Here is a 26,669-nt window from a genome sequence, read left to right as displayed (position 1 = left end):
CTTATTATTGACTAGAGTCATGCTCTGCAAGATCTGAATCTACTGGATGGCCAGGAGCTCCACTTCAAAATCCAAGGTGGCGTTGGGGGGGATCACCCCGCCTGCCCCGCGGCTGCCATAGGCCAACTCCGGCGGAATGCGCAAGTACCGCTTGCCCCCCACTCGCATGGTGGCCAGCCCTTCCTCCCAGCCACGGATCACCTGCCCTACTCCGTAGGTGAAGACAAAAGGCTGATTGCGCCTGTAGGAGCTATCGAAGATGGTGCCATCCTGTAGTTTGCCCACGTAGTTCACCACCACCGTTTGCCCCGGCTGAGGGGAAGGCCCACTGCCTTGAGTGATGTCGTAGTATTGCAATCCCGACTCGGTGGTGATGAAGTCCTTGGCTGGGGATTGCACGCTCACCACCGGATTGTCTTTGGCCCGCGACAGAGCCACGGCCGGCTGGCCGCCCCACACCCCGAGCCACAGCAAACACAGCACCAGCAGCAGCACCCGTTTCATCGTTGGCATCCCCCCGCCGCCGACTTTTGGCTTTCCTTTAACAATCTTAGGGGATCCCGTCAGCCTTTCAGTTCGGCAAATTCGATAATCTGACCCTGGTGATCCCGCACCCAAAAGACGAAGGGCTTCTCGGAGCGAATGCTGTTGCGGATCCCTTGTTTGTTGATTCGCTTCAGAAGGGCCTTAAGGGACTCCCGCTCATAGCTGACATGGCGATAGCGAACGCCGCTGCTGCGGCCCGCTGCCGGTACAGTCCCGTAAGCAGAAGCAGATGAGGAGCTAGGCCTAGAGGCGTTGCCGTAGGAACCGGACCCCGCATAGGGATCTGTAGAGCCAGGGATCACGTGCAATTGAACATTGTCGGAGAGTTGGTACCAAAGTCCGGGGGTATCCAATTGGGTGGGCCCAGAGGTGGGACGGGCTTTGGCATCGAAGCGGGGACTGAGGCCAATATCCCCTGGAAAGTAAGCGGATCCTAGGCTGTAGCCGACCATGCTTTGCTCGTAGCCGTAGTAGTACTGCAGGGGCAGCTCCGCTTCCGGCAGTTTCAACACCTTCTCGTAAAACCCTCTGGCCTGCTCCAAGTCCGGCACGATGATGGTGTGGACGCGGGGAGCGCCGCTTAAGAATGTCCACATGGCCCCCCCATAGGCCGATAGCAGCAAAAACATCAGCCCCTTCGTGGAGAGCAAAACCTCCAGGGGGATTAGGGGCAGCATCAGTCCAGGTGGGATGACCATCGGCACTTGTCCCTTCGCGGGTGGCTCTATGTCCAGTATAGGATCCGGGGAGAATCCTGGCCTTGGCCCACGCTCGATGAAGCTTGCTCTGTTTGCCCCCAGCCCGCGCGCCCGCCGGTTGGCCAACTCTCTGATCCCGCTCTTGGGCAAGGAGGTGAGCTGCTGGAGCAAAGCTGACCCGCAGGGGCTGCCCTCCCCCTGGCAGGCTTACGGGGATCCCAAGGATCCCACAGCGCCAGGCTCTCTAGCAGAAGCCGTTGCCCAAACCTGGCCCCAGGTGCAGGGCTGTCTCTTCATCTTGGCCGCAGGGTCGGTGGTGCGGCTCATTGCCCCCCTCTTGCAGGACAAGCAGCGGGATCCAGCGGTGGTGGTGGTGGACGAAGCCGGTCGCTGGGCTATTAGCCTGTGCGGGGGACATGTGGGGGGGGCCGATGCCCTGGCGCGGCAGGTGGCCGCTACCTTGGGAGCCCAGCCGGTTCTCACCTCTGCTTCCGAGGGGCTGGGGATCCCGCCTTTGGATTTGCTGGGGGATCCCTACGGCTGGCGGCGGGGCGCTGGAGATTGGAACGGGGTGGCAGCCGCCTTGACGCGGGGAGAGCCGGTGGCCGTTCACCAGACCTGCGGCACGCGGCTTTGGCGACAAGCTTGGCCGGCAGATCATCCCCTAGTGGCCTCCTCTCCTCCCCATCCCGTTGCCCAGATCTGGATTGGGGAATACCTCTCCCCTCCCACGGGGATCCCGACAGTGCACTGGCATCCGCGGGTGCTCTGGGTGGGGGTGGGCTGCGAGCGGGGCACTACCCGCGTTTGGCTAGAGGGATCTCTGCGCCGCCTGCTGCAGGCCCAGGGGCTGGCGTTCGAGGCCATTGCCGGCCTGGCCACCCTAGAGCTCAAGCGAGACGAGCCGGGTCTTTTGGAGCTGGCTCAGGCCCACGGCTGGCCCATTGAGTTTTTCCCGGCAGAGGCTTTGGCCGGGATCCCGGTGCCCCACCCTTCGGAGGCGGTGCGGCAGGCGGTGGGCACCCCCTCCGTAGCCGAGGCGGCTGCTCTTTTGGCGGCTCAGATCTGGGGAAGAGGTGACCGAGCTTTTGAGAGGCCCTCTTGCGTTGCGGAGAAGGTAGAGCCCTTTGGGGGAGCAACCCTCCTCTGCCCCAAGCAGGTCTTCACCTCGAAAACCGAAGGGGCCTGTACCCTGGCCATTGCCCGCGCTGCCCGGGAATATTCCCCTCGCAGTGGCCATCTGTGGCTTATTGGCACCGGCCCCGGCGATCCCGCTCAATTGACCTTGGCCGCCCGCCTGGCTTTAGCCCAAGCTGAGGTGGTGATTGGCTACCAGCTTTATCTGGATCTGGTGGATCCCCTTTTGCACCCCGGCCAAATCCGGGAGGCCTCTCCCATTACCCAAGAGCTGCAGCGAGCCGAACGGGCGATTGCTTGGGCGCAGCAGGGGCTGAAGGTGGCGGTGATTTCTTCGGGGGATGCGGGCATTTACGGCATGGCGGGGCTAGTGTTGGAGTGCTTGGTCCGCTCTGGCTGGGATGGGATCCGCCCTTCTCTGGAGGTGCTGCCGGGGATCTCTGCCTTCCAGGCGGCTGCTGCCCGGCTGGGGGCTCCGCTGATGCACGACTTCTGCGCCATTTCTCTCTCGGATCTGCTTACCCCCTGGCCAGTGATTGCAAAACGCCTGCAGGCGGCTGCAGCTGCCGATTTTGTGGTGGCCCTTTACAACCCCCGCTCCCGGCAGCGGGTGGATCCCTTCCTCAAGGCTCTGCAGATCTTTTTGCAGGCCCGGCCCGCCCATACCCCTGTGGCTTTGGCCCGCAACCTCTACCGCCCCGGCGAAACCCTCCACCTCACCACCCTGGGGGAGCTGGATCCAGAGCAGGTGGACATGCTCACCCTGGTTCTTATCGGCAACTCTCAGACCTTTCGCCATGGAGACCGGCTGATTACCCCGCGGGGCTACCGCTTGGGCGAGCCCACCTGACTCCTGGGCTCCAGACTCAAAACACCCTCAGATGCCGGGGATCCAACTGTAGCCACCAGGGGGATCCCCAAGTCTCCACCTCGCGCCAGCGCTCCCGCCACACCTCAGCTTGCAGGTGATAGTCCTGGCGGTGGGCAGGAGGACCGCCCAGCCTAAAGAAGAGAGTCAGTCGGTGGGGGGTCTCGCTCCACTTCACCAGCCAAGCCGGAAACGTGTTGGGCAGCTTCCCGTCGGGCCTGAAGGTGAGGTGGTGGGCGCGGATGGCGATGTATTCTCCCGCTGGGGATCCCTGTACCTGCAGCTCACAGCCCCAATCCAAGGCCAGCACCCGTTGAGGGCCCAGGAGCTTGGCCCGAGAGATGTTTTTGCAGCCCGTCAGTTGCGCCACACTAAGGCAGGGGGGAGCCTCAAATAGCTGACGCTTGTCCCCCTGGGCAATGATTCGCCCCTGCTCCATTACAGCCAGATCCCCGCAGAGGCGGAAGGCTTCCTCAATGTTGTGGGTTACCAAAAGCGTGACTCCCTTGTAGCCCGCTAGGATTTCCCCCATCTCCTGCTCCAGTTGGCTGCGCAGGTGGGCATCCAAAGCAGAAAAAGGCTCATCCAGCAGCAAGATCTCCGGCTCAGAAGCCAAGGCTCGCGCCAGGGCCACCCGCTGCTGCTGTCCTCCGGAGAGCTCCGTGGGATAGCGGTTTTCCCAGCCCTTCAGCTTGACCAACCGCAGCTGGGCCTGGATCCGCTCTTGTTTTTCCGCTTCGCTCAAGCCCGCAGGGATCCCAAAAGCGATGTTCTGGGCGACGGTGAGATGGGGAAACAGAGCGTAGTTCTGGAAGATCACCCCTACCCGTCGCTGAGCGGGGGGCAGCCGGATCCCCTGTTCGGCGTCAAACAACGCCCGCTCGTTGAGCAAAATGCGCCCACCATCCGGGGTTTCGATCCCGGCAATGCAGCGCAAAAGCAGGCTTTTGCCGGATCCAGAGGCCCCCAGCAGTCCTAATGGCCGCCCGTCGCAGCTCAGTTGCGCCTGCAGCTCAAATTGGGGCAGCTTCTTGTAGATGTCTACCCAGAGGCGAGGGGCCGGAGTTGAGAAATCCGGATCCCTTCTGGTGAGAACCTGTAGAGGACGAGAGGGAGGTCGCTGCCAGGGCCGTCGCTGAAACCAAAGGTTAACTGCCGTCATCACCCCCAAGGACAACATCAAGACCAAGGCCGAGCTGATGGCCGCCCCCCGCATGTCCCCCGCCTGAACGGCAAAGAAGATGGCCATGGACAGGGTTTGCGTGCGGCCCGGGATGTTGCCTGCCAGCATCAAGGTGGCGCCGAACTCCCCCAGAGCGCGGGCAAAACTGAGGGTAATCCCCGCCAGGATCCCTGGTAAGGCCAAAGGGATCAGCACCCGCGTAAAAATCTTGGCCCTACTTGCTCCCAGGGTGCGGGCTGCCGCCACCAGCGTCGGGTCGATCTGCTGGAAAGCTCCCAGGGCCGTGCGGTACATCAGGGGCAGGGCCACCACCGCTGCCGTGATCACCCCGGCATACCAGGTGAAGATGACCGATAGGTTCAGCGAGGCCAAAAGTTGTCCCAGAAGGGTTCGCCGACCAAATAGCAGCAACAATAGGAACCCCACCATGGTGGGCGGCAACACCAGCGGCGCCAACAAGAGGGCCTCGATGAGAGAGCGCCAGCGACCTCGGTAGTGCAACATCCCGTAAGCCGCCAGCGTCCCCACCCCAAAGGTGATAGCTGTGGCCAAGCCGGCAATCCGTAGGGAGATCCAAAGCGGGGATAGGTCGTAGTCGCTCATTTGGAGTAACTCATCCGCGCCATTGCAGAGGGATCCCTCACAGGCGGATAAAGCCGTACTTCACAAACACCTCTGCCGCTTCCCCTGAGGTCAAAAACTCCAAGTAAGACCGTCCGGCGGGAGTATCGCGCACCAAGGCCACCGGGTAGATAATTGGCGTAATGGGATCCGCCGTAGCCACTACTCGCACCCGATTTGAAAGCTGAGCATCCGAGGTAAACAGGATCCCAGCGTCAGCATTGCCCTGTTCTACCGCCGTTAAGATTTCCCGCACCGTGCTGGCAAACACCATCTTGGGCCGCAGCGTCTCAAACACCCCCGCCTCGGTGAGAATTTCCTGGGCATAGCGTCCGGCGGGCATGGCCTGCAGATCCCCAATGGACAGAACCCGGATCTCTTCCGCCACCAAGTCGGCAAAATCCTGAACCTTGGTTCTGGCATTGGCAGGCACAATTAAAGCCATGCGATTGCTGAGAAGATCTCGCCGGGATCCCTCCACCAGCAGGTTTTGCTGGGCAAGGGCGTCCATAAAAGAGGCGGCTGCGAAAAATACCACGTCCAAAGGAGCCCCCTGCTCCACCTGTTGCTGGAGAGAGCCGGAATTGGCGAAGTTGTACTCAACCTTGATGTCGGGATAGCGGGCGGTGAACAACCGGTCGATTTCCGTTAAAGCCGGTTGCAAGCTCACCGCAGCCCCCACCAAAATGGGCTGAGATTGTGCCAAGCCGGGAGCCGACCCCCACCTCAAAGCCAGGGCGGCCAGGATCCCTAGGAATAACATTGCAGTTCTTCGTTTCATAGCCATTTTTCTTTGACCCGTGACAACTCTCAGAACAGGAAAATCCGCCAATGGTTCGGTGCTTTTGACTGTCGGAATTGGGTTGTAATTTGTATCTGTAGATACACACCTAGACTATCGGCAGCCATTCCTCCCCAGAGGCAACGATAAGCATCTGATAGTATTGAAACCAATGTTGAATGGCCATCTGCCGAGATCCCTTCTTGTTCAGTTTGGTCAACACCCCTGTTGCTTTAAGTGTTCAACAAAGGAGAAGTCATGCAAATCAGCACTCGCAACTTTTTTAAAGGAACTGTAAAAAGCTTCCAGGTGGGCATGGTCAATGCCGAAATTGTTCTGGAAGTTGCACCAGGCATAGAAATAACAGCCATTATTTCTAAGCACTCTGCCGAACGGTTGGGTATAGCAGTTGGAAAAGAAGCGTATGCTGCCATTAAAGCCTCAGATGTGGTCATCGCCGTGGATTAGTGGTGGATTAGCAAATTGAGTGACTGGCCTAGACTTGCTGTTGCCTGGGATCCAAATACAGGGCTTTGATAAGGCGCTGGCGATCGTTTAGGCTGATCTGAAGCCGCCCATTCTCTACATCCCGCACCCAGCTCTGGCTGCGCCCCAGCCTCTGGGCCAATTCCCGCTGGCTGATTCCCTTTTGCCGGCGTGCCGCCGAGATATCCGCTCCACGCAAAGCTTTGCTTGAGGGGAAGTCTTTTGGGTTTTCGGGAGGGCCAGGGAGATCCGAGTCTGTTGCAACAGGCGCAGACTTTGCCCTACGCCGCTGCCGGGATCCCGATTCTCGGGTCGGGGATCTGGCTTCTTGAACTACTCGACGATGCCAGTCGGAGGGCAGATGAAATCGTTGAATGCGAGCCTGCATCAAGAGTCCCCACTTGCCCCGCGGCCCGGCAGCCGTCAGCAAGCCACCGTTGTTGGCATCTTCAATCCAAAAGTTCAATGCCTCGTCCGCATCCTCGGGCACAGCTTCCAGGCGAGCCCACAGGGGTTGAATGGAAGAAGGATAGGTGAGGGGATCGAACTCCGGCTTGAGGCCGTAGTGGTTGAGAACCTCCAGATCGCTTTCAAAGGTGCGCACCAGCCGCTTGCGTTCCTGAAGATTGAGATAAGCTTCCTGCAGTCGCTCTTCCCCGTAGGCCACTCGCATCAGGGTGGGCACCGTCAGACGCTGTTGCCGCCCCATCCTCACTTTGAACAACAGCCACAGCAGCAAGCGCATGGCTCCTTCATGATGCTGCCAATGGCTCATCACGGCCTGCAACAGGGATAGGGGCAGGCTGCTGTACTGATAAAAGGCTTGCCCCTGGCGGCACCCTTGTCGATTGAGAAAGTACCGTGTCCATTCGCCGGGCTGAATCGCCCAAGTCAGGCCCACCAGATGGTTGCAGCCCTGCTCATCTTTTTGAAAGTGGCGATGCATCTTGAGCAGCCTCCACAGAGGGCCAGCCGGTACCGAAAACCCCTTCACCCGCCCCTGATCCGGCCAATCGATGGAGACTTGAATCCGACAGAGCTGCTCTATCCAGGTCATGAACAGGTGGAGACGGGTCATCTTGCTCAGATCTTTACGTTTATCCCAGCCCAAATAGGACTCCAATTGTGAGTCGGTGAAAACAAAGGATTCCTTCCAGGGGCTATCCAACCCGGCGGCATAGGCAGCAAAAATAAGATGCAAACAGGCAGTTCGCACATCGATCGGAGCACTTTGTAGGATCCCGTCCAAACATAGAGTTAGGGTCAGAGATCCCTGGTTGTGGCCAACAGATTTCTGATAGCAAACCTGGTTATCTCCCTGCTTTTGCAGATTGAGAGATTGAAATTGAGATAGGAAATTGCAAGCTTCCCAGACCACAATTGACGAAGCAAAAGCCTGGCTATGGCCGTTCAAAAATAGAGGTGGACTGCTGCGAATGCGGGCCGTGACCGTGCGGTTGCGCCCCTTCATGGCTTCATAAGGCTGCGGGGCAGAACCGGGACACAGGCTAACGCACTGAGGTTCTGGGAAGAAACCTTCGCAGTCATTGCACAACAGAGGATTAATCCAGTATTCCCCATCCTGAACAACAATAGCTTTCGTAGGACAGCTATCTACACAAGCGTTGCAACCGATACAATCCCCTGAGATTTGATAAGCCATAGCCCTCAAACTCCATAACGTTTCCCTGTAGCTCTCCCTCGTTCACACCTGCTATCGCATCTGCAAAACCCTAAACCCGGCCATGGAGACCTTCCTCGCAAAGCCGTGGCAGCCCGGCGAGAGACCTTAGTTTAAGGTCTGTTTCCTAAGCTCAATTCGTGAACTGGATTGAACGATACCTCAAAAGATCCCCGGCAGGCCAGGGAGATTTGGTCTAGGGTGAACCTTCTGGAAAGCTTTGTTTTCTCTTAACTTCTAATGTTTGCAGTGAACTTTTGAGATGGCTTTGCAGGCTACTCCTCCCCCCTTGAGAGCCTTTTAGGGATCCGAACTGCAGCAAGTGTCAGGCAAAACGCTCAATAACCAAGCCGACACAAGGTCGTCCGCCCACCCAATACGCCGATTCATCGGCCAGGTTGTGGCTTGGCTCCAGATGCCAACCCAAGGGATTGGGTTCTAGCTCCAGCGCCCGCACGATTTCCTCTGGGCTGAGCCCTGTGCAGAGTTGGATGTGTTGCAACTTGGGGAAAGGCTTTTCCACAAGGCTAAGCTCTTCAGCAGCTTTAAGGATGGAGCCCAGGTGCAACAAACAGGTGTTCATGGCTTTGCTCCCAAATCAAGATAGGTTATGAAGAGATGAGCTTCCCTTACTTTGAGTGTCCCTCATTACAGGTTAAAAATTGGGTAAATAGACTACATTTTAGAAGGCTCTTGGCAAATTTAAGATTGTTTTCTTATTCGGTTCTTGGGTAGACATCAAGGCGCAACGGGGATCCATGTAAACCCAGATGGGTTTAGCTAAATGAGCAGGAAGGGAAAGTTGGCCACTGGGTAGGAGTAGGATCCACTCAGGGTGACGTTGGATAACCTGGAGATAGGTACCTGGAGTGAGACCCATTTGCTGCAATTGGGCGCAAGCAGCTTCGGATCCGCGCAGTTGGTAGATGCGACCTTCTTCTCCAACCTTCATGAGTTGGAGAGGAGATATGGTTATTGAGATCTTAGGGACGGTGGGCGGTGCCAACATATAGGGATCCCTAATTCTAGAAAACTAGAAAAAAATAGAAAAAAGGCTGCTTAAGCCTAGCGGCAAGCAGCTGGAGAGCGGCGGTCTATCAAACCAAGTAAGCTTCCTGGTGAGTGCGAATCGTACAATTGGAGCGAGGTTTAGCCACGCAGAGCAGCACAAATCCCTTGGCTATTTGTTCCTCATCCAGAAAGGTTTGCTCCGATTGATCGACTTCTCCCTCTACCACTTTGGCCACGCAAGAGGAACAACTACCGGAGCGGCAGGAAGAGGGCAAATCCACATCTTGATCCTCAGCCGCTTCTAGGATGGTCGAATCTTCATCTACTGAGATATAGGTGTCGAGCCGTCGTTTTGGGTTAACCAAGTGAACTGTGTAGGTAGCCATGATGGAGTCTCCAGAGAGCTGACGAGGGGTAAACAAGAGATCTTAGGCAGGGATCCCAGGGCTGCATTCGCCCCGCTCTCCCAAAGAGCTGCAGCCGGCACAGCCGCCGACAGCATCTGGACAACCGTAGTCTTGAAAGACTCGGAAGAGCTTCTCCTGCTGCGGGGTAGAAGTGAGAAAGGTTTGATACGCTTTTTCCAGCGCTTGCCGGGCTTGCTCCAGCCATTCTTCTTCGCTGCCCTGGAAGTGCTCCAGAGGAGCCAGATACTGAGCGAATTTGCGTAGGATATGCAAGCGATTTACATTGACCACCCGCGGATCGTAGGGGAGCTCGAAAAAAGCGAAATAATCCTCGGCATTGACTAGGGCTTGGAAGTCTTTCCAACGGCGGTTGCGGTTCCAACTCATCGGCAGGTCTCCAGGGTTTTCAAGCGTTGTCTGAGGGTGTGCAGCCGGGCAAACAGGGCATAGGTGCGGGCTGCCAAGTCGGGGAGTCGCTCGAACCCGTCGGGTAGCCCCTCGGCCAGATCGTGCAGATCCATTTTCAGTTGGCCTGCTTTGCTGTTTAGGCGCTTGATCTCGCTGCGGAGCTGGTCGGCAGAGAGGTGTTCGAAGGGCTCGAAAGCCAGGTCGTTCACAACATTTTCAACATCCCTCTCATTCAACATGGGCAAGGCACTCCTGATGGCTAAAGAAATTGCTGCACAGACAAAAGGGGAGGCAGGCGGCTACAGCCGGCCCACCTCGGGGTAGGTTCGGGCCAGTTGGATCCCTTTGTCGATAAGGGCAGTAGCTTTTTCAGTGAGCTGTTCGAGAGACTCGAAACCGAAGCGATGGGCGTCTCGCAGGGTGTTGACCACCAACAACAACCGCCCTGAGAAGACCAGCACCCAACCAAAGCCTTCGCTGTTGAGATCCAGCACCACCTGAGCTAGGAGGCCCGTTTCCTTTTCAATCAGGGCGGCAATGGCGCGGTAGTAGATGAGGATGCGGCTCCGCACTGCCGGATCCACCTCCCCTTCCAGGGATATTTGGCGCTTCTGGGCTTTGGTGACGACAAAGGGCTTGAGCAGCAACTCATCCCTCCAGGTGCGGTAGGTGCCGTAGGGATCCGCCGCCCGCATCTGGCGAACGATCTCCTGCAGGATGGGGCTGGTCGAGGGGGAAAGAGGGGTAACCGTCATGGCTAAACCTCCGCAGGGGAAGTAGAGGGATTTGGGGCTTCGGCTTTGCTGACGCGCTCGGCCAAGAGCACTTTGCGCAGCCAGGGGGGAGGATTGTGCAGGGTGGTTACCAGGCGCTGCAACAAGCTCTCGATGGATTCTTCTTCCGACTGCACTTTGATGGGGGTGATGCGGCGGTTGATCAGGCGGGCGGCGGCACTGCTGCCAATGGCAGCCACGTAGATGAGGGTGACATCGGCCAAAGCCTGCAGCTTGGGCACCAGCTTGTCCTCGTTGCCATCTGCCTCCAAGTTGCCCCCAAAGGTGAGGGTCTTACAAAATCGGTAGCCTTCGGGGGTGACTTCGTAGAGGTCGATCTGGTTGGCCCAGCCAAAGTGGGCATTGACGTGCTTGCCGTCGCGGGTTGTAAAGGCCACTTGCATAGGCGTTCTCCTTAGAAACGTGAACTTGAGGGTTTGGGGGAGCTAGGGGCACTTGGGCTGCCCTTCGAAGCTCTGGATCCCTTAGAATCCATGCCCAGAAACCTGGGGTGGGCTGGGGTGACGGGCTTCCTCCTGCTCCATCAGCAGGTTGCCGACAGCAAACAGTTGGGATAGGGTGCCGCGATAGCCCACCTGACAGATGTGGTTGGCCCCCAGCCGGTCGAAGATAGGGATCCCCATTCGATGCACTGGGATCCCCAGCCGCTTGCCCAGGCGCGCCACGTGGGAGTTGCCCACCAGCAGGTCAGCCCCGGGTGCTAGCTCCTCCAGATCCCCCAGATCCCCCACCCGCACCGCCTCAATGGGAAGGGTGCTCAAGTGGGGATCCGGTGTGGGACTGATGGCCGCCTGGATCTGACAGCCCATGTCCAGCAGCCAGTCCACCCACCCCCAGAGCAGATCGGCTTCTAGGGCCAAGGCAATCCGCTGGTTGCCGAAGAAAAAGTGGCAATCCAGGAGGGCATCCTGGACTTGGCTGCGCTGGCGGCGGTAGCGCAGGGGCACCGGCTGTTGGCTGTAGTCGGCCAAGGTTGCCAAAAAGGGATCCACAGCCTTGAGACCGGTCAGGTGGGGAAAAGCCCGATAGGGGGTGCCGAAACGCTGGGCCAGGATCTGAGCGGCAGGGCGCATGCTCTCCCCAATGGCCAAGGTGAGGCCGGATCGCCCCAGCTGCCGCAGTTGCTCGAGGCTGGTGCCGCCGTCCGGGGTTGCCCTAAAGCCAGTGCCCAAGTGGCCATCTAGGGAGCCTGAGAGATCCGGCACCAAGATTGGCTCCAGGCCAAAAGCTTCCACCATTTCCTTGATCTCCTGGGCATCGGCGGGGGTGAGGGCAGGCCCGCACAGCACCGTTACCTGAGCAGGGTGGACGTATCCCGACGGCGGCTCTGGCAAGGTGCTGACCAAGCTGTGGACAGCGATGGCATAGCCGTCCTGCAGGGATCCCTTAAAGTCAGGCGTGGAGGCCAAGACGATGGGCAGATCCTGCAATTGCGGCTGGCGTCGGCGCAGCTCCCGCAGGATGCGCGGCATATCGTCCCCGCGGGTTTCCGTGAGGCCGGTGGTCAGAAGACCAATCAGCTCCGGCTGGGCCTTCTCCACCAAGGTGAGGATGGCAGCTTCGACATTCTCCTCCCCCCCCAAGATGGTGTCCACTTCGGACATGGCAGTGGTGGACATGGGAATGGCCTCGCGGAAATGGCGTACCAGCAGCGCTTTGGCAAAGGCCGTACAGCCTTGGGAACCGTGGAAGAGCGGCAGACAGCCCTTGATCCCCAGAAAGGCCAGGGCCGCTCCCAGCGGAGCGCTGAGTTTGAGGGGGTTGACGCTGAGAGGCTTGCGTTCTTGGATGAGCTGGGCCATCATCCCACCTCCTCTTCGGCTGGAGTCTCCCAGGGGGCAGGCCGTCGCAACTGCTCCCAGATGGGGCTGTGGAGGGCGGCATCGATCTCCCGCGCCAAGTTCACCAGGCCGCGATAGCCGGCATAGGCATGGTGCCGCTCCTGGTTGATGTCCAGAAAGGGGATGCGGGCCTTGAGGGCGGTGTACTGGTTGCGTCCGCCGGCGATGAGCAAGTCCGCTTTCGTGCGCTCCACCACCTTGAGCAGCTCTTGAGGGCTGCCCTTGTCCAAGAGAATGCCATCCTGGCCGAGCAGCTCGCGGATGCGGGCTTTGTCTTCTTCGGTGCTTTTGCGGGTGCTGGTGGCCGTTACCTGCATCCCCAGATCTCGGGCAGCAGAGATGATCGACCAACTTTTCACGCCGCCGGTATAAAGGACAACTCGTTTGCCCGCCAGCCGCTGCCGGTAGGGGGCCAAAGCCGCCTCAGCGGCGCGAGTTTCTCGCTCGATGAGGGCCTCGGTACGCTCCTGCAGTTGCGGATCCTTCAGCCCTTGGGCAATGGCCCTTAGGCAGTGGCTCATCTCCTGCAGCCCGTAAAAGGAAGCCTCGATGTAGGGGATCCCGTAGCGCTCCTGCATCTTGCGGCCCACATTGAGCAGGGCTTTGGCGCAGATGAGGACGTTCAGCTTGGCCCGGTGGGCGGTACAGATCTCGCGGTAGCGGCCATCGCCGGTGATCTTGGCCAAGATGCGGATCCCCAGCTCGTCAAACAGAGGCAAGACATCCCACAGCTCGCCGGCAATGTTGTACTCGCCGATGAGGTTAATGTCGCGGGGAGTGGTGTACTCCGGGGAGGCGGTGCCGATAACATAGTCCAGCAGGGCTTCTCCGGCCAGACGGTTGCCTAGGTTTTTGCTGCCCACAAAGCCGGGCGCATTCACCGGAATGACCGGGATCCCAAGCTGGCGGCTGGCCCGCTGACACACGGCCTCCACATCGTCGCCAATGAGGGCAGTTACACAAGTGAGATAGACAAAAATGGCGGCAGGCTGGTATTTGGCCTGCAAGTCAAGGATGGCCTGGAACAGCTTTTCCTCCCCCCCGAAGATGATCTCGTTCTCGCTCAGATCGGTGGTGAAGCCCACCCGATAAAGCTGGGGGCCAGAAGAGAGGCTGCCCCGCGTCCCCCAAGAGTTGCCGCTGCAGGCGATTGGCCCATGTACTAGATGGGCGGCATCGGCGATCGGCACCAGGGCAATCGAAGCCCCGTCAAAGGCACAGCCTCCCTGCGCTCCTCCTGGCTTGGCTTGCTCGGCACAGACTTTGTTTTTGCCTTTGCCGTCTTTCTTGTGGTTGTGCTCGCAGGCGGTCTCGTTGAGCAGCTCCGCCACTTTAGTCCGGCTGATCAAGGGCATGATGGGATCTCCTGAGAAGAGGGGGGCTGGGGTTGAGCCGCAGCTTCGGCCAGATAAGCCGCCGCCCGTAGCCGCAGGGCGATGATCTCCTCGTAGAGGGGGTTGATGCGACAGAGGGCCGGAATGTGGACGGTGCGGGATCCCAGCCGAATATCCCGCTCAAAGGGGCAGGAAGCCGGGATCAAACGGCAAATCCAACGCGCCTGCCGGGATCCCCGAATTTCAATGCTGTTGAGCCAGCGGCGCGGCCACTTCAGGGCGGATCTGAAAATTGAGTTCAAAACCAGGCCGAGCCATCCCAAAGGGTTGCCGACTCTGGGAAAGGGAAGAGAAGGGTAGGGATAAGTCATGGCTTAAACCTCCGAATGGGTAGAATTGGTAACAAGAGGAGGGGGAGCACACCATTCAAAAATCTGCTCCAGTTGCTCCAAGGAAATCAGCCCGTAATGCCAAAGAATCATGGGCAAAGGGCCCTGTTCACACCCATGCCGTTTCAGGGCGAAGGTGAGGGCGGATTCCGGGATCCCAAGCTCAACTTGCAAAAACTGCAGCAGCGGCGCCCGATCGGGGGTAAGCATGGCAGAGTCTCCCAAAACGAGGGGTGGGCGTAGATGGGCAAGCTAGGATGGGGACAAGCCCAAAACCAAGCTGTCGGCAGCCAGAAAGTGGGCCAGGTGAAAGGCCCGTTCTTCCGTCCGCAGCAAAATCTGCTCGTAGAGGTGACGGGTGGCGCGATCCCCAACACTTTCCGCCAGAGCCGCCTGGCGACGCAGCAGATCGATTAGGCTTTGCTCGGCCCGCAAATCCGCTTCCAGCATGGGCCGCACAGCCAACGCATCGTCCCCTTCTGGGCTGAAGCAGCACAGCTCCGCCAGCTTGGCAAAGCTGGAGGCCGGGATCCCACCCAGGCCGTTCAGGCGCTCCCCCACCTCATGGGCGTGGTTCTGAACTTCCTGTAGACTTTCGTTGAAAAATTGATGAATTGAGTAGAACTCTGCTCCTTCGACAACCAGATGGTGCTTCAGATACTGCAAATACAGCCCCTGAAGACTGGCCCAAACTAGGTTGAGGCCCTCGCAGATGGGAACCGTGATCTCACGTCCCAGATGAACGGGGTTGTCTCGGACTTGTTGGAAGGAGTGAGTCGAGGGGGATGGAGTGCTCATTGGCGCTACCAAAACGAGGTGAACAGGAGAAGCAAGGAGGCAAACGGCGGAGGTTCAGGGGTGGTCATCCCCTCCTGCAGATCTCTCAGGGGGATCCCAGGTCTGGAGAGACCAGCAGCGATCCAACCAACTCAGCCAGCCAGAGCGGTCAAGGGCGAAAAGGCGGAGCACACTGTGGACGAGGAGAGCTTCGGTGGGGGTGTGAATCACCACCCACAGTTGGCCGGTCGAGGTACAGCCACAGGTCAAATCCAGCTCTTGCAGACGGTAGAGAATCCGCCAGCGATCGCAACGGGGCACCTGCAGCACTTCAGCCGTTTTCGGTGGGGGAGAAACAAGGGGGAACATAAGCTCACCGGTTGGGAAGCAGGGGGCGAGTCTCAACAGAGGGGCAGAACCGTTGGGTTTCTGTTCCCCCGCTTATAGCAAGCGGCTGCGGTGGCTCAGGCTTGGCAGCGGGCGATCAGGATTGATTGAGTTATTGCCGATGTACTCAAACCCTGGAAGCTTGGCCCAGAGGGCAAAAAAAGTTTTTCTGAGGGCAGGGGGTTGAGTCTTTTGCCCGCAGGGATCCAGTATTTTCGGGGAAGGGTATGGGTATTTGAGCGAGTACATCCCCCTTGCCAGAACAAGAAAATCCGACAGCCCATCGGCGCAATAGTCCCTACTGCCTTGGCGAGGACTTTGCCCCAGGGGGATCTTTCCTCAAACTCAAACGGCTATTTTCAATACACCTTTGGGCTGATACGATATTAAATCGTAGCAATTGATGCAAAACGCAGCCGAGGCTGCGGCGCTTGAGTGCATCTGAGCAGATTTTTAGTATTTCTTAAGCATTGCCCCAAGCCCTTGTCGAATCAGGGATTCCGGGGATCCTCCCCACAGCCGGATCCCCCGCCCCTTTGGGTCAAAATACGGCATCCCCGGCCTTGAAAAACCAGACCCTTGACCCCTAAAAAAAGTTGGATTTGGCCTGCCATCAGGCTTTGCAGGTCTTGAGTACAAAGCCAATAAACTCGATCAGTTCTACCGGGCTGAGTGCAACGGAGCGGGCAGAGGGCGGTTGATATAACCGCCAGTAACGTTCTATCCCCTGGTTGACCCCACTATGCCGCCCCTTTCAACTCCGCCCCGCCAGGGATCCCCCTTCCCATCGGCCTGCGCTTGCAGCAGCAGCCCCCGCCAGGCTCTCCCCCCTCATCTGCAGCAACGCATCGCCACCCATCCCTGCTACAGCGAAGCAGCTCACCATCACTACGCCCGCATGCACGTGGCGGTAGCCCCCGCCTGCAACATCCAGTGCAACTACTGCAACCGCAAGTTCGACTGTGCCAACGAGAGCCGGCCCGGTGTGGTCAGCGAGCTGCTTACCCCGGCGGAAGCCGCCCACAAAGTGCTGGTGATTGCCGGCAAGATCCCGCAACTGACGGTGGTGGGCATTGCTGGGCCTGGGGATCCCTTGGCCAACCCCAAGCAAACCTTCGAAACCTTTGCCCGCATCGCCGAGAAAGCCCCGGATCTCAAGCTCTGCCTTTCCACCAACGGCCTGATGTTGCCGGACTACATCGACGAGATCAAACGGCTGAACATCGACCACGTCACCCTGACCATCAACATGGTGGATCCAGAGATCGGAGCCAAGATCTACCCCTGGATCCGCTGGCGGCGCAAGCGCATTCGAGGGGTGGAGGCAGCCCGCATCCTGCACGAACGGCAGATGGAAAGCTTGGATCTGCTGCGGGAGGCAGACATCCTCTGCAAAGTCAACTCCGTTCTCATTCCCGGCATCAACGACACCCACCTCTTGGAAGTGAACCGGGTGATCCAGGAGAAAGGGGCTTTCTTGCACAACATCATGCCCCTGATCTCGGCGCCTGAACACGGCACCTACTTCGGCCTTATCGGCCAGCGGGGCCCCACCCCTCAGGAGTTGAAAGCCCTGCAAGATCGGTGCTCCGGCAACATGCGGATGATGCGCCACTGTCGCCAGTGTCGGGCGGACGCGGTGGGCCTTCTGGGGGAAGACCGCAGCCAAGAGTTCACCAAGGAGCGCTTTATGCAGATGACCCCCGAGTACGACCCCGAAAAACGCCGCCAGGTCCAGGCAAGCATTGCCCAACTGCAAGCTCAGCAGCAGGCAGCCCCAACCCACTGGACAGCCGACCTGCCTCCCGACAGCCCCTCCATCCTGGTGGCCGTAGCCAGCAAAGGCGGCGGCCTGGTTAATCGCCACTTCGGCCATGCACGGGAGTTTTTGATCTACGAGGTCAACGCCCGTGGGGCGCAGTTTGTCGGCCACCGCAAGATCCCGCAGTACTGCCACGGGGGATCCGGGGAGGACAACAACCTAGAGCAAATCCTGGATCTCATCAGGGATTGCCGAGCCGTGCTGGTCTCCAAGATCGGCGATTGCCCCATGAAGCGTATTCGCGAGGCCGGCATCGAAGTGGTGGAAGACTACGACCTCATTGAAACGGTGGCCCTCAAGTTTTACCGCACCTGGTTGGTCAACCAGGCCCTGGACAGCAAATCTTCCCGATCTTGAGACCTCATCTTTTGGAGACGCGGCCATGGCTACTGTAACTGCTCTCACCAAAGGCGGACTGCCCTGGATCCCACAGTTTATCGAAAGCTTGGATATCAGCCGCTGCCTCGGCTGTAGCCGTTGCCTCAAGGTCTGTGGCCGGGGTGTGTTCGCCCTCAGAGCCCTCAACGAAGACGGCGAGTTTGTCGACAACGAAGAGGAAGAAGAAAGTGAGCGCAAAGTGATGACCATCCTCAATGCCGCCCTCTGCATCGGCTGTCAGGCTTGCGCCCGCATTTGCCCAAAGCAGTGCCATTCTCACGCTCCGCAAGCCGTTTAACTTTGCCCAACCCCTATCTTGTACCGGAGCCTGTATGAACCCTGTGATCTACCTGGACAACAACGCCACCACCGCTGTGGATCCCCTGGTTCTGGAGGCGATGCTGCCCTATTTGCAGACCTTCTACGGCAACCCCTCCTCGATGCACAGTTTTGGCGGCCAGGTGGGGCGTGCCCTCAACCAAGCCCGCGAACAGGTGGCAGCCCTTCTGGGAGCCGACCCGACGGAGATCGTCTTCACCAGTGGCGGCACCGAAGGCAACACCACGGCCATTTATGCAGCCTTGGCAGCCCAACCCCAGAAGCGCCACCTCATCACCACGCAGGTAGAGCACGCCTCGGTGCTCAACGTCTGCAAGCACCTGGAAAAACAAGGCTACCGCGTCACCTACCTCTCGGTGGATGAGCAAGGCTGCCTGGACTTGCTGGAGTTGGAAGCAGCCCTGACCGGCGATACTGCCCTGGTGAGTTGCATGGCCGCCAACAACGAGACGGGCGTGCTTTTCCCCATCGAGGCGGTGGGATCCCTGGCTCGCAGCTATGGGGCTGTTGTCCATGTGGACGCAGTACAGGCGGTGGGCAAGATCCCTCTCGATCTGCAGCGCCTGCCGGTGGATCTCCTCACCCTTTCCGGGCACAAGCTGCATGCCCCCAAGGGGATCGGCGCTCTCTATGTGCGGCGGGGCTTGCGCTTCCGTCCGTTGCTGCTGGGAGGGCATCAGGAGCGAGGCCGCCGCGCCGGGACGGAAAATGTGCCGGGCATCATCGCCCTGGGCAAAGCGGCTGAGCTGGCCCAAGCCCACCTGGGGGATCCCCATGAGCGGCTGCTGCGGGATCGCCTGGAGCAGGGCTTGCTGCAGCGGATCCCGGATATCCAGGTTAACGGCCACCCCACCCGGCGGCTGCCCAACACCACCAACCTGGGCTTCAAGTTCGTGGAAGGGGAGGCGATCCTCTTCTGGCTGAACAAATACGGCATCTGCGCCTCCTCCGGCTCCGCCTGCACTTCCGGATCCCTGGAGCCCTCCCATGTGCTGCGGGCCATGCGCCTGCCCTACACCGTTTTGCACGGCTCAATCCGCTTCAGCCTCTCCCGCTTTACCCAGCCGGCAGAGGTGGAGCGGGTGCTGGAGGTTTTGCCGGGGATCATCGAGCATTTGCGGGCCATCTCCCCCTTCAGCCACGAGGCGGAAGACTGGCTGCAACAGCAGGAGCGGGAACTGGCTCACCGCTGACCGCCCGGCTCAAACTCATCTTCGCTCGACCGTTAGCATCCTCAACTCAGGATCCAGCCATGTGGGACTACAGCGAAAAAGTTTTGGAACTCTTCTACCACCCCAAAAACCAAGGGGCAATGGATCCCAGCTCCGAGCCTGGTGTTCGGGTGGTGGTGGGAGAAGTGGGCAGCATCACCTGTGGCGATGCCCTGCGGCTCTACTTAAAGGTGGACGAGGCCAGCGAGCGCATCTTGGCTGCCAGCTTCCAAACCTTCGGCTGCACCAGCGCCATCGCCTCTTCCTCGGCCCTGACGGAGCTAATCACCGGCCTCACTCTGGATGAAGCCCTGCGGATCGACAACCGCCAAATCGCTGACTACCTAGGCGGCCTGCCCCCCGCCAAGATGCACTGCTCGGTGATGGGGCAAGAGGCTCTGGAGGCAGCCATCTACAGCTATCGCGGCCTTCCTCTGCCTGACCACACGGATGATGACAGCGCTTTGGTCTGCTCCTGCTTTGGCGTCAGCGAGCAAAAGATCCGCCGCCTGATCCGGGAAAACCACCTCACCTCCGCTGAGGAAGTAACAGCCTACAGCAAAGCGGGTGGTGGCTGTGGTTCCTGCCTGGCCCAGATTGAAGACCTGATTGCCGCTGTTCTGGCCGAGACCGACACGATCCCTTCAGAAGATTCAAGAAATTCAAAAGGGAACTCCCAAAACCAGACAGAGCCCTCTCCCGCTGCTCCCTCTCCCCTCACCACCTTGCAAAAGATCGCCCGCATTCAGGCCGTCCTGGAGGAGGAAGTTCGCCCGCTGCTGTTGGCCGATGGCGGCGATGTGGAGCTTTACGACCTGGAAGGGGATCAGGTGTGGGTGCGCCTCAAGGGATCCTGCACCACCTGCCCCAGCCAGCAAAACACCCTGCGGTTGCTCATCGAAACCCGCCTGCAAGAACAGGTGTGGCCCACCTTAACCGTGCATGCCCTCTAGTTCCCCATTCTCGATAAGCCTGAGAGCCCTATGATCTGCCCCACTGTTACTCCCCGTCGCTTCCCCCATCTCCTGCATCAATTCGGGAGGGCCCCACCGTTCAACCGGTTTGCTTTTGGATTCCAAGGGATCCAAGGCTGCCTTCCCGCGAGCTGAAATCCTTTGCAGTAAGGATCCCGTCTCGCTAATGCGACCAGTTGCGCCCATTGGCAAGAGATTTCTAACCCTTAAGTCGCCCTCAAGTTTTTCCTCAAGTCTTCATTAGGAGAACTGAACCATGAGACAAATTGCATTCTACGGCAAAGGCGGTATCGGCAAATCCACCACCTGTCAGAATACCGTTGCCGGTATGGCCGAATTGGGACAGCGGATCATGATCGTCGGCTGCGACCCGAAAGCCGATTCCACCCGCCTCATGTTGCACTGCAAAGCCCAGACCACCGTCCTTCACCTGGCGGCTGAGCGGGGATCCGTAGAAGACGTGGAGCTGGAAGAGGTGGTGCTCACCGGCTACAGAGGGGTGCGCTGTGTGGAGTCTGGTGGCCCCGAGCCTGGCGTTGGCTGTGCTGGACGAGGCATCATCACCGCCATCAATTTCTTGGAAGAAAACGGAGCCTACGAGGATCTGGACTTTGTCTGCTACGACGTGCTGGGGGACGTGGTCTGCGGCGGTTTTGCCATGCCCATTCGGGAGGGCAAGGCCCAAGAGATCTACATTGTTTGCTCCGGCGAAATGATGGCCATGTATGCGGCCAACAACATCGCCCGCGGCGTGCTGAAATACGCCTACTCCGGCGGCGTGCGCTTGGGTGGCTTGATCTGCAACAGCCGCAAAGTGGATCGCGAGATCGAGCTGATCGAAGCTCTGGCCGAAAAGCTGAACACCAAGATGCTGCACTTCATCCCCCGCGACAATGTGGTTCAGCACGCAGAATTGCGCCGCATGACGGTGATCGAGTACTCCCCCGACTGCAACCAAGCTGACGAGTATCGGGCCTTGGCCAAAAAGATCATCAACAACACGGATCTGAGGATCCCCACCCCCATCTCTATGGATGAGCTGGAACAGTTGTTGATAGAGTTCGGCGTTTTGGACGACGACCAGAAAATCGCCCACCTCATCGGCAAAACCGAAAAAGAGTTGGCCCCAGTGTGAACTTAAAGATGGGCTGGGGGTGGATCCCTTCCTCCCTCGGCCCTCGGTTCCCCCTAGTTTCTTTCTCAAAAAAATCCAGTAGATGAGGCTCTTCCCATGACTACTCCAAAAAGCGCCCTCAAAGAGGAAAACCGAAAAGTTATTGCAGAAGTTCTGGAAACCTATCCGGAAAAGGCCAAGCAAAAGCGAGCCAAACACCTCAACGTCTACGACAAGGGCAAAACGGATTGCGGAGTAAAGTCCAACATCAAGTCGATCCCCGGCGTCATGACCACTCGCGGCTGTGCCTATGCCGGTTCCAAGGGGGTGGTGTGGGGGCCGGTCAAAGACATGATCCACCTCAGCCATGGCCCCGTGGGCTGCGGCTACTACTCCTGGTCGGGAAGGCGCAATTACTACGTCGGCACAACCGGGGTAGATACCTTCGTTACCATGCAGTTCACCTCCGATTTTCAGGAGCGAGATGTGGTGTTCGGGGGGGACAAAAAACTGGCCAAACTCTTGGTGGAAGCCAGCGAACTCTTCCCCTTGGCCAAAGGCATTACCATCCAGTCCGAATGCCCCGTCGGCTTGATCGGGGATGACATCGAGGCAGTGGCCAAGAGAGTTTCCAAAGAAATTGGCAAGCCGGTGGTACCGGTGCGCTGCGAAGGCTTTCGGGGGGTCTCCCAGTCCCTGGGCCACCACATCGCCAACGATACGGTGCGGGACTGGGTTTTGCCCATTGCTGACAAGAAAGCCAAGGAGGGATCCCTCAACTTTGAGCCCGGCCCTTATGATGTGGCCCTGATTGGGGACTACAACATCGGCGGCGACGCTTGGTCTTCCCGGATTTTGCTGGAGGAGATGGGCCTGCGGGTAGTGACCCAGTTTTCCGGCGATGGCACCTGGAACGAGATGCTGCTTGCCCCTCGGGTGAAGCTGAATCTCATCCACTGCTACCGCTCCATGAACTACATCTGCCGCCACATGGAGGAAGCCTACGGGATCCCCTGGCTGGAGTTCAACTTCTTTGGCCCCACCCAAATTGCCAAATCCCTGCGGGCCATCGCCCAGCGGTTTGACGAGACCATCCAGGCCAAGGCGGAGCAGGTGATCGCCAAGTACAAGCCCCAGAGCGAGGCCATCATTGCCAAGTACCGTCCCCGCCTCGAGGGCAAACGGGTGATGCTGATGGTGGGCGGACTGCGGCCCCGCCACGTCATCCCGGCCTTCCGGGAGCTGGGCATGGAGGTGATTGCCACCGGCTACGAATTCGGCCACGGCGACGACTACAAGCGCACCACCCAGTACATCGACGATGGCACCCTCATCTACGATGACGTGTCCGGCTACGAGTTTGAAGAATTTGCCAAGAGGTTGAAGCCAGATCTCATCGCCTCCGGCATCAAGGAGAAGTACGTCTTTCAAAAGATGGCTTTGCCCTTCCGCCAGATGCACTCTTGGGACTACTCCGGCCCCTACCACGGCTACGACGGCTTTGCCGTGTTCGCTCGCGATATGGATTTGGCTTTGAATAGCCCCACCTGGGATCTGGTCAAAGCCCCCTGGAAATCCTAGCTTGCCGCCGGGATCCCAAACGCGAACGGCCCTTCCTTCCCCTGCCCCTCATTAGGAGACCGACCATGCCGCAAGATATCCAAGACATCAAAGATCACGCCCGCCTGTTTCAAGATCCGGAATATCAGGCGCTTCTGCAGTGCAAGCAAACCTTTGAAGATCTCCCTTCCCCAGAAGAAGTGGCCCGGGTGGCCGAATGGACAAAATCTTGGGAATACCGGGAGAAGAACTTTCAACGGGAGGCCCTGACGGTAAACCCCGCCAAAGCCTGCCAACCCTTGGGGGCCATCTTCGCCGCTGTCGGCTTCGAGGGAACTTTGCCCTTCGTCCATGGATCCCAGGGGTGCGTGGCCTATTTTCGCACCCATCTCACCCGCCACTTTAAGGAGCCCTTTTCGGCGGTCTCCACCTCGATGACGGAAGATGCGGCGGTGTTTGGCGGCCTCAAAAACCTGATCGAGGGACTGGAAAACGCTTACACCCTCTACAAACCCAAGATGATCGCCGTGTGCACCACCTGCATGGCAGAGGTGATCGGGGATGACCTGGGGGCCTTCATCACCACGGCCAGAAATGAGGGAGTGATTTCCCGCGACTTCCCGGTGCCCTATGCCCACACGCCAAGCTTTGTGGGATCCCACATCACCGGCTACGACAACATGCTCAAGAGCATTCTCAGCACCCTCACCGAGCCGGTGGGCCGCACGGGTAGCAATGGCTACATCAACGTCATCCCCGGTTTCGATACCTACATGGGCAACTTGCGGGAGATCAAGCGCATCTTCGGCTTATTCGGGATCCCGCTGACCCTGCTGGCGGACAACTCCGACTATTTGGATTCGCCCAACGACGGCACTTTCCACATGTATCCCGGAGGAACCCCTTTGGAGGCGGCTGCCCAATGCCTCAACGCCGAGGCTACTTTTTCCTTCCAGCGCTACACCACGCCCAAGACCCTGGAGTTTCTAGCAGAGGCCTCGGGTCGGCCCACCCTGACGGCGCGGCCAGTGGGTATTCGGGGCACGGATGAGTTTTTGATGCAGCTATCTCAGCTAACCGGCAAGCCCATTCCCCCCGAGCTGGAGATCGAACGGGGCCGGGCGGTGGATGCTTTCACGGACTCCCAAGCGTGGATCCACGGCAAGCGGGTAGCCCTGTATGGGGATCCGGATCTGGTGATGGGCTTGCTCAGCCTGTTGCTGGAGCTGGGAGCGGAGCCGATCCATGTGGTGGTGACCAACAGCAACGAGGAGTTCGAAGCCGAGGCGCGGGCACTGCTGGCCTCCAGTCCCTATGGACAGGGGGCAACCGTCTGGGGGGGCAAGGATCTCTGGCATCTGCGCTCTCTGATGTTCACCGAGCCGGTGGATCTGCTGATCGGCAATTCCTACGGCAAATACCTGTGGCGGGATACGGGCACACCTTTGGTGCGCATCGGCTACCCCATCTTCGACCGCCACCACCTGCACCGCTACCCCACCTATGGCTATGTGGGGGCGCTCAACCTCCTTAACTGGATTGTCAACACCATTCTGGATGAGGCCGATCGGCGCAGCATCATTCCCAGCAAAACCGATTTTTCCTTCGACTTAATTCGTTGATGGCCAGAGCAGCGGGATCCCAAAGGCCGGACTTTGTCGGACTTTGTCAAGGATCCCCTGCTCCAAAGACTCCACCCCGCTAAGAGGAACAGCCAAGCCTTACAGGAATCTGATGAATTCTGCGGCAACTTGGTTGAGCTTTCTACCCTGGACATGATTGCCCTGACGCAACCGGGGTCCCGCTAGCGGTGCGGAGCACCATCGACGGTTACCGATTGCCTAGGCGGGCCGTAGGTCTTGGAGGATGGATCCCATGAATTCCTCTATCACCATCAACGACACCACCCTACGCGATGGGGAGCAAGCGGCAGGGGTAGCCTTCCAAATCCCCGAGAAAATCTCCATTGCCGCCCTCTTGGATGCCATTGGCGTACCCGAAATTGAGGTGGGGATCCCGGCCATGGGCGCCGTGGAAACGGAAGCCATTCGCGCCATGCTCAGCCTGGGGCTGCGGGCTCAGCTGCTGGGGTGGAACCGGGCTGTGCCCAGCGATATCCTCGCCTCTATTCGTTGCGGCCTCAAGCGGATCCACATCTCCGTGCCGGTCTCGGATCGGCAAATCGCTGCCAAGTTCCAAGGGGATCGCCCTCGGCTGCTGCGACAGTTGCGCCAATGCGTGGAGATGGCCTTGGAGCAAGGGCTGTGGGTCTCGGTGGGGGCAGAAGATGCCAGCCGCACCCCCCTGGAGCAGGTGATCGAGTTGGCCCAAATGGCCCAGAGCTGGGGCTGTCGGCGCTTCCGCTACTGCGATACGGTGGGCATTTTGGATCCCTTTAGCACCTACAAGCAGATTCGCCGTCTGGTGCAGGCCATCGATATCCCTGTGGAGATGCACACCCACGACGACCTGGGCATGGCCACTGCCAATGCCTTGGCCGGGATCCGCGCCGGCGCTCAGTCGGTGAACACCACCGTCAACGGCTTGGGGGAACGGGCCGGCAATGCCCCCTTGGAAGAGGTGGTGATGGCTTTGCGCTACACCTTGGGGATCGATGTTGGGGTGGATACCCGCCGTCTGCGGGAGCTGTCTCAACAGGTGGCGCGGGCCAGCGGTGCTCCCCTCCCCCCCTGGAAGGCCATCGTTGGCGACAACGCCTTTGCCCACGAGTCGGGCATTCACGCTGCAGGGGTGCTACGGGATCCCCAGACCTATGAGCCTTTCCCACCAGAAGCCGTGGGCGGCCAGCGGCGGCTGGTGTTGGGCAAACACTCCGGCCGGCATTTGCTGCTGCAAATCCTCAAGGAACAGGGGATCCCTGTCGAGCAGATCCCACCTGGCCAACTGGAAAAGCTCCTGGAACAGGTGCGGCAGCACGTCACCCACTGCAAGCATCCGATCCCACCGGCGGAACTGGCCCGTTATTGCCGCGCAACGCTGACGCAATGGGCGCAACACACTCCAGAACCCATCCCAGAGGAGAGCCATCCCGATGTTGTCTAACCGCTTGTCCGGAAAGGAAACTTCCAAATCTCAGGCCATTTTGGCAGCCGTGTCTCGACGGGCGCGCCAAGTAGGCCGCAGCCTAACCCGCCAAGAGCTTTGTCAGGTGCTGGCAGAAATCACAGGAGGTACCCCATGAGCGACGAACTGGAGCTGGATCGCCCTCCCCAATTTGAGCTGGGCGACAAAGTTCGCATCCGTAAGGTCATCCGCAACGATGGCACCTTCTTCGGCCAGCCGGTGGGGAAAATCTTGGCCGTTCCGGGCGACGAAGGTTACGTGATTTCCATTGGCACCTTTCTACAACGGTTTTACGTCTATGCCGTCCACTGCTTGGCCAAAGGCTTGGTGGTGGGGTGCCGTGCCCAAGAGCTGGAACTTGTGGAGAAAGGGCTATGAAAGTCATCCTGCACGAAAGTGCCTACGGGCACTTGATGGTCTACGTTCCCAAAAAAGATCTGGAAGAATCGGTTGTGGCCACCCGTTCAGAGGCCGGGGAAACCATTTTCACCTTGAGCAACGGTTGGGAATTGTCCATCCCGGAGCTGCCGGAGCCTTTGTCTCTGCCCAAGACGGTAGAGGCCAAACGCCTCTAGCCAACGGTTGGCTGAACAATTCAAGCAATTCTATTCCTATCGGCTCATCCTCGAAAGGGCTGAGAGAATGGGTTGAACTCAGCTGTGACATACTCCCATCGCTGACCCTACAGGTACAGCGTGGGCTTCGCGCTTCATCGGGGAGCCTTCGCAAGAACCCTCCACGCGCAGACACGGAATGCCCTACCGCGTAGTTGTACCAGATTCCGGCAACGCCGTTTTGTACAACTACTCCCATCATACACCATGTGGGGGTATCTGTA

At 59.0% G+C, this 26,669-nt stretch carries 30 protein-coding genes; 12 read left to right on the top strand and 18 right to left on the bottom strand.

What is annotated here, in order from left to right; translation table 11 throughout:
• Nucleotides 1-39: 39 nt before the first annotated feature.
• Together NW818_RS10265 and NW818_RS10260 are read right to left on the bottom strand one after the other, a co-directional pair.
• Nucleotides 40-504, bottom strand: a complete 465-nt coding sequence (locus NW818_RS10265; protein ID WP_414424487.1) for an FKBP-type peptidyl-prolyl cis-trans isomerase — start codon at nucleotides 502-504, stop codon at nucleotides 40-42.
• 59 nt (nucleotides 505-563) lie between these two features.
• Complete coding sequence (locus tag NW818_RS10260; RefSeq protein ID WP_011432060.1) at nucleotides 564-1,244, bottom strand: hypothetical protein; 681 nt, start codon at nucleotides 1,242-1,244, stop codon at nucleotides 564-566.
• 76 nt (nucleotides 1,245-1,320) lie between these two features.
• Here NW818_RS10260 and cobJ point away from each other — a divergent pair, with 76 nt between their 5' ends.
• Nucleotides 1,321-3,231, top strand: coding sequence for a precorrin-3B C(17)-methyltransferase (gene cobJ, locus NW818_RS10255; RefSeq protein WP_414424486.1), 1,911 nt, complete (start codon nucleotides 1,321-1,323; stop codon nucleotides 3,229-3,231).
• 16 nt (nucleotides 3,232-3,247) lie between these two features.
• On the opposite strand, the gene modB is transcribed toward cobJ, so the two are convergent.
• Together modB and modA are read right to left on the bottom strand one after the other, a co-directional pair.
• Entirely contained in the window at nucleotides 3,248-5,035 is a 1,788-nt protein-coding gene (modB, locus tag NW818_RS10250; protein WP_414424485.1) for a molybdate ABC transporter permease subunit, read from the bottom strand.
• Nucleotides 5,036-5,072: 37 nt separating this feature from the next.
• Nucleotides 5,073-5,834 carry a molybdate ABC transporter substrate-binding protein gene (gene modA, locus NW818_RS10245; protein ID WP_414424484.1) on the bottom strand — a complete coding sequence of 254 codons (762 nt, stop codon included), beginning with the start codon at nucleotides 5,832-5,834 and terminating at the stop codon, nucleotides 5,073-5,075.
• 258 nt (nucleotides 5,835-6,092) lie between these two features.
• Here modA and NW818_RS10240 point away from each other — a divergent pair, with 258 nt between their 5' ends.
• On the top strand, nucleotides 6,093-6,302 hold the full coding sequence (locus NW818_RS10240; protein ID WP_011430671.1) for a TOBE domain-containing protein: 210 nt from the start codon (nucleotides 6,093-6,095) through the stop codon (nucleotides 6,300-6,302).
• A gap of 28 nt (nucleotides 6,303-6,330) precedes the next feature.
• Here NW818_RS10240 and NW818_RS10235 read toward each other — a convergent pair whose 3' ends face one another.
• From NW818_RS10235 to NW818_RS10170, 14 genes are all read right to left on the bottom strand, one after another.
• Nucleotides 6,331-7,983, bottom strand: coding sequence for a helix-turn-helix domain-containing protein (locus NW818_RS10235; protein WP_414330299.1), 1,653 nt, complete (start codon nucleotides 7,981-7,983; stop codon nucleotides 6,331-6,333).
• 343 nt (nucleotides 7,984-8,326) lie between these two features.
• Nucleotides 8,327-8,584 carry a hypothetical protein gene (locus NW818_RS10230; protein ID WP_011430669.1) on the bottom strand — a complete coding sequence of 86 codons (258 nt, stop codon included), beginning with the start codon at nucleotides 8,582-8,584 and terminating at the stop codon, nucleotides 8,327-8,329.
• 99 nt (nucleotides 8,585-8,683) lie between these two features.
• On the bottom strand, nucleotides 8,684-8,953 hold the full coding sequence (locus tag NW818_RS10225; protein WP_238376962.1) for a ferrous iron transport protein A: 270 nt from the start codon (nucleotides 8,951-8,953) through the stop codon (nucleotides 8,684-8,686).
• Between the two features lie 145 nt (nucleotides 8,954-9,098).
• Nucleotides 9,099-9,398 (bottom strand): 2Fe-2S iron-sulfur cluster-binding protein, encoded by a 300-nt coding sequence (locus NW818_RS10220; protein WP_099813376.1) that lies wholly within the window; start codon nucleotides 9,396-9,398, stop codon nucleotides 9,099-9,101.
• 42 nt (nucleotides 9,399-9,440) lie between these two features.
• On the bottom strand, nucleotides 9,441-9,806 hold the full coding sequence (gene nifW / locus NW818_RS10215) for a nitrogenase-stabilizing/protective protein NifW (protein WP_414424483.1): 366 nt from the start codon (nucleotides 9,804-9,806) through the stop codon (nucleotides 9,441-9,443).
• A complete protein-coding gene (locus tag NW818_RS10210; protein WP_099813097.1) occupies nucleotides 9,803-10,066 on the bottom strand; it encodes a CCE_0567 family metalloprotein in 264 nt (87 codons plus the stop codon). The genes nifW and NW818_RS10210 overlap by 4 nt, the downstream gene beginning before the upstream one ends.
• 60 nt (nucleotides 10,067-10,126) lie before the next feature.
• Nucleotides 10,127-10,582, bottom strand: a complete 456-nt coding sequence (locus NW818_RS10205; RefSeq protein WP_414390674.1) for a NifX-associated nitrogen fixation protein — start codon at nucleotides 10,580-10,582, stop codon at nucleotides 10,127-10,129.
• Between the two features lie 2 nt (nucleotides 10,583-10,584).
• Entirely contained in the window at nucleotides 10,585-11,004 is a 420-nt protein-coding gene (gene nifX, locus NW818_RS10200) for a nitrogen fixation protein NifX (RefSeq protein ID WP_414330302.1), read from the bottom strand.
• A gap of 81 nt (nucleotides 11,005-11,085) precedes the next feature.
• The gene (nifN, locus tag NW818_RS10195; protein ID WP_414424482.1) at nucleotides 11,086-12,423 is read right to left on the bottom strand and encodes a nitrogenase iron-molybdenum cofactor biosynthesis protein NifN; all 1,338 of its coding nucleotides are present in this window, start codon (nucleotides 12,421-12,423) and stop codon (nucleotides 11,086-11,088) included.
• Nucleotides 12,423-13,817: a nitrogenase iron-molybdenum cofactor biosynthesis protein NifE gene (nifE, locus tag NW818_RS10190; RefSeq protein WP_414330305.1), complete on the bottom strand. Its 1,395-nt coding sequence runs from the start codon at nucleotides 13,815-13,817 to the stop codon at nucleotides 12,423-12,425. The genes nifN and nifE overlap by 1 nt, the downstream gene beginning before the upstream one ends.
• Nucleotides 13,808-14,167, bottom strand: coding sequence for a Mo-dependent nitrogenase C-terminal domain-containing protein (locus tag NW818_RS10185; RefSeq protein WP_011430660.1), 360 nt, complete (start codon nucleotides 14,165-14,167; stop codon nucleotides 13,808-13,810). Before NW818_RS10185 ends, nifE begins: the two co-directional genes overlap by 10 nt.
• Nucleotides 14,168-14,170: 3 nt before the next feature.
• Nucleotides 14,171-14,395, bottom strand: coding sequence for a DUF2949 domain-containing protein (locus tag NW818_RS10180; RefSeq protein ID WP_011430659.1), 225 nt, complete (start codon nucleotides 14,393-14,395; stop codon nucleotides 14,171-14,173).
• A 42-nt stretch (nucleotides 14,396-14,437) separates the two neighbouring features.
• The gene (locus NW818_RS10175) at nucleotides 14,438-14,983 is read right to left on the bottom strand and encodes a ferritin-like domain-containing protein (RefSeq protein WP_414330307.1); all 546 of its coding nucleotides are present in this window, start codon (nucleotides 14,981-14,983) and stop codon (nucleotides 14,438-14,440) included.
• A gap of 54 nt (nucleotides 14,984-15,037) precedes the next feature.
• Nucleotides 15,038-15,331 (bottom strand): Asr1405/Asl0597 family protein, encoded by a 294-nt coding sequence (locus NW818_RS10170; RefSeq protein ID WP_414424481.1) that lies wholly within the window; start codon nucleotides 15,329-15,331, stop codon nucleotides 15,038-15,040.
• 760 nt (nucleotides 15,332-16,091) lie between these two features.
• On the opposite strand from NW818_RS10170, the gene nifB reads away from it, so the two are divergent.
• The 10 genes from nifB (at nucleotide 16,092) to nifT (ending at nucleotide 26,406) form a co-directional block, all read left to right on the top strand.
• Nucleotides 16,092-17,528: a nitrogenase cofactor biosynthesis protein NifB gene (gene nifB / locus NW818_RS10165; RefSeq protein WP_011432078.1), complete on the top strand. Its 1,437-nt coding sequence runs from the start codon at nucleotides 16,092-16,094 to the stop codon at nucleotides 17,526-17,528.
• 25 nt (nucleotides 17,529-17,553) lie between these two features.
• Nucleotides 17,554-17,847 (top strand): ferredoxin III, nif-specific, encoded by a 294-nt coding sequence (gene fdxB, locus NW818_RS10160; protein ID WP_011432079.1) that lies wholly within the window; start codon nucleotides 17,554-17,556, stop codon nucleotides 17,845-17,847.
• A 34-nt stretch (nucleotides 17,848-17,881) separates the two neighbouring features.
• Nucleotides 17,882-19,081: a cysteine desulfurase NifS gene (nifS, locus tag NW818_RS10155; RefSeq protein ID WP_414424480.1), complete on the top strand. Its 1,200-nt coding sequence runs from the start codon at nucleotides 17,882-17,884 to the stop codon at nucleotides 19,079-19,081.
• 59 nt (nucleotides 19,082-19,140) lie between these two features.
• Nucleotides 19,141-20,052 carry a Fe-S cluster assembly protein NifU gene (gene nifU / locus NW818_RS10150; RefSeq protein ID WP_414342042.1) on the top strand — a complete coding sequence of 304 codons (912 nt, stop codon included), beginning with the start codon at nucleotides 19,141-19,143 and terminating at the stop codon, nucleotides 20,050-20,052.
• Nucleotides 20,053-20,329: 277 nt separating this feature from the next.
• A complete protein-coding gene (gene nifH, locus NW818_RS10145; protein WP_011430651.1) occupies nucleotides 20,330-21,208 on the top strand; it encodes a nitrogenase iron protein in 879 nt (292 codons plus the stop codon).
• 96 nt (nucleotides 21,209-21,304) lie between these two features.
• Nucleotides 21,305-22,768: a nitrogenase molybdenum-iron protein alpha chain gene (gene nifD / locus NW818_RS10140; RefSeq protein ID WP_099813105.1), complete on the top strand. Its 1,464-nt coding sequence runs from the start codon at nucleotides 21,305-21,307 to the stop codon at nucleotides 22,766-22,768.
• A gap of 65 nt (nucleotides 22,769-22,833) precedes the next feature.
• Nucleotides 22,834-24,369, top strand: a complete 1,536-nt coding sequence (nifK, locus tag NW818_RS10135; protein ID WP_414424479.1) for a nitrogenase molybdenum-iron protein subunit beta — start codon at nucleotides 22,834-22,836, stop codon at nucleotides 24,367-24,369.
• A gap of 253 nt (nucleotides 24,370-24,622) precedes the next feature.
• Complete coding sequence (nifV, locus tag NW818_RS10130; protein ID WP_414424478.1) at nucleotides 24,623-25,810, top strand: homocitrate synthase; 1,188 nt, start codon at nucleotides 24,623-24,625, stop codon at nucleotides 25,808-25,810.
• Between the two features lie 135 nt (nucleotides 25,811-25,945).
• Nucleotides 25,946-26,209 (top strand): nitrogen fixation protein NifZ, encoded by a 264-nt coding sequence (locus tag NW818_RS10125; protein WP_011430646.1) that lies wholly within the window; start codon nucleotides 25,946-25,948, stop codon nucleotides 26,207-26,209.
• Nucleotides 26,206-26,406 carry a putative nitrogen fixation protein NifT gene (gene nifT / locus NW818_RS10120; RefSeq protein WP_011430645.1) on the top strand — a complete coding sequence of 67 codons (201 nt, stop codon included), beginning with the start codon at nucleotides 26,206-26,208 and terminating at the stop codon, nucleotides 26,404-26,406. Before NW818_RS10125 ends, nifT begins: the two co-directional genes overlap by 4 nt.
• Nucleotides 26,407-26,669: the final 263 nt, after the last annotated feature.

This window comes from Synechococcus sp. R6-5 (genome assembly GCF_047461775.1).
In the GTDB taxonomy this organism is placed as follows: Bacteria; Cyanobacteriota; Cyanobacteriia; order Thermostichales; family Thermostichaceae; genus Thermostichus.
Note: the sequence above shows the minus strand (reverse complement) of the source record. Positions and strands in the feature narration are given on the sequence as shown.

Excerpts from the sequence above, each read along its gene's own strand:
- NW818_RS10265 (WP_414424487.1), bottom strand. The coding sequence starts at position 504 with ATGAAACGGGTGCTGCTGCTGGTGCTGTGTTTGCTGTGGCTCGGGGTG.
- NW818_RS10260 (WP_011432060.1), bottom strand. The coding sequence starts at position 1,244 with ATGGTCATCCCACCTGGACTGATGCTGCCCCTAATCCCCCTGGAGGTT.
- cobJ (WP_414424486.1), top strand. The coding sequence starts at position 1,321 with ATGAAGCTTGCTCTGTTTGCCCCCAGCCCGCGCGCCCGCCGGTTGGCC.
- modB (WP_414424485.1), bottom strand. The coding sequence starts at position 5,035 with ATGAGCGACTACGACCTATCCCCGCTTTGGATCTCCCTACGGATTGCC.
- modA (WP_414424484.1), bottom strand. The coding sequence starts at position 5,834 with ATGAAACGAAGAACTGCAATGTTATTCCTAGGGATCCTGGCCGCCCTG.
- NW818_RS10240 (WP_011430671.1), top strand. The coding sequence starts at position 6,093 with ATGCAAATCAGCACTCGCAACTTTTTTAAAGGAACTGTAAAAAGCTTC.
- NW818_RS10235 (WP_414330299.1), bottom strand. The coding sequence starts at position 7,983 with ATGGCTTATCAAATCTCAGGGGATTGTATCGGTTGCAACGCTTGTGTA.
- NW818_RS10230 (WP_011430669.1), bottom strand. The coding sequence starts at position 8,584 with ATGAACACCTGTTTGTTGCACCTGGGCTCCATCCTTAAAGCTGCTGAA.
- NW818_RS10225 (WP_238376962.1), bottom strand. The coding sequence starts at position 8,953 with ATGAAGGTTGGAGAAGAAGGTCGCATCTACCAACTGCGCGGATCCGAA.
- NW818_RS10220 (WP_099813376.1), bottom strand. The coding sequence starts at position 9,398 with ATGGCTACCTACACAGTTCACTTGGTTAACCCAAAACGACGGCTCGAC.
- nifW (WP_414424483.1), bottom strand. The coding sequence starts at position 9,806 with ATGAGTTGGAACCGCAACCGCCGTTGGAAAGACTTCCAAGCCCTAGTC.
- NW818_RS10210 (WP_099813097.1), bottom strand. The coding sequence starts at position 10,066 with ATGTTGAATGAGAGGGATGTTGAAAATGTTGTGAACGACCTGGCTTTC.
- NW818_RS10205 (WP_414390674.1), bottom strand. The coding sequence starts at position 10,582 with ATGACGGTTACCCCTCTTTCCCCCTCGACCAGCCCCATCCTGCAGGAG.
- nifX (WP_414330302.1), bottom strand. The coding sequence starts at position 11,004 with ATGCAAGTGGCCTTTACAACCCGCGACGGCAAGCACGTCAATGCCCAC.
- nifN (WP_414424482.1), bottom strand. The coding sequence starts at position 12,423 with ATGGCCCAGCTCATCCAAGAACGCAAGCCTCTCAGCGTCAACCCCCTC.
- nifE (WP_414330305.1), bottom strand. The coding sequence starts at position 13,817 with ATGCCCTTGATCAGCCGGACTAAAGTGGCGGAGCTGCTCAACGAGACC.
- NW818_RS10185 (WP_011430660.1), bottom strand. The coding sequence starts at position 14,167 with ATGACTTATCCCTACCCTTCTCTTCCCTTTCCCAGAGTCGGCAACCCT.
- NW818_RS10180 (WP_011430659.1), bottom strand. The coding sequence starts at position 14,395 with ATGCTTACCCCCGATCGGGCGCCGCTGCTGCAGTTTTTGCAAGTTGAG.
- NW818_RS10175 (WP_414330307.1), bottom strand. The coding sequence starts at position 14,983 with ATGAGCACTCCATCCCCCTCGACTCACTCCTTCCAACAAGTCCGAGAC.
- NW818_RS10170 (WP_414424481.1), bottom strand. The coding sequence starts at position 15,331 with ATGTTCCCCCTTGTTTCTCCCCCACCGAAAACGGCTGAAGTGCTGCAG.
- nifB (WP_011432078.1), top strand. The coding sequence starts at position 16,092 with ATGCCGCCCCTTTCAACTCCGCCCCGCCAGGGATCCCCCTTCCCATCG.
- fdxB (WP_011432079.1), top strand. The coding sequence starts at position 17,554 with ATGGCTACTGTAACTGCTCTCACCAAAGGCGGACTGCCCTGGATCCCA.
- nifS (WP_414424480.1), top strand. The coding sequence starts at position 17,882 with ATGAACCCTGTGATCTACCTGGACAACAACGCCACCACCGCTGTGGAT.
- nifU (WP_414342042.1), top strand. The coding sequence starts at position 19,141 with ATGTGGGACTACAGCGAAAAAGTTTTGGAACTCTTCTACCACCCCAAA.
- nifH (WP_011430651.1), top strand. The coding sequence starts at position 20,330 with ATGAGACAAATTGCATTCTACGGCAAAGGCGGTATCGGCAAATCCACC.
- nifD (WP_099813105.1), top strand. The coding sequence starts at position 21,305 with ATGACTACTCCAAAAAGCGCCCTCAAAGAGGAAAACCGAAAAGTTATT.
- nifK (WP_414424479.1), top strand. The coding sequence starts at position 22,834 with ATGCCGCAAGATATCCAAGACATCAAAGATCACGCCCGCCTGTTTCAA.
- nifV (WP_414424478.1), top strand. The coding sequence starts at position 24,623 with ATGAATTCCTCTATCACCATCAACGACACCACCCTACGCGATGGGGAG.
- NW818_RS10125 (WP_011430646.1), top strand. The coding sequence starts at position 25,946 with ATGAGCGACGAACTGGAGCTGGATCGCCCTCCCCAATTTGAGCTGGGC.
- nifT (WP_011430645.1), top strand. The coding sequence starts at position 26,206 with ATGAAAGTCATCCTGCACGAAAGTGCCTACGGGCACTTGATGGTCTAC.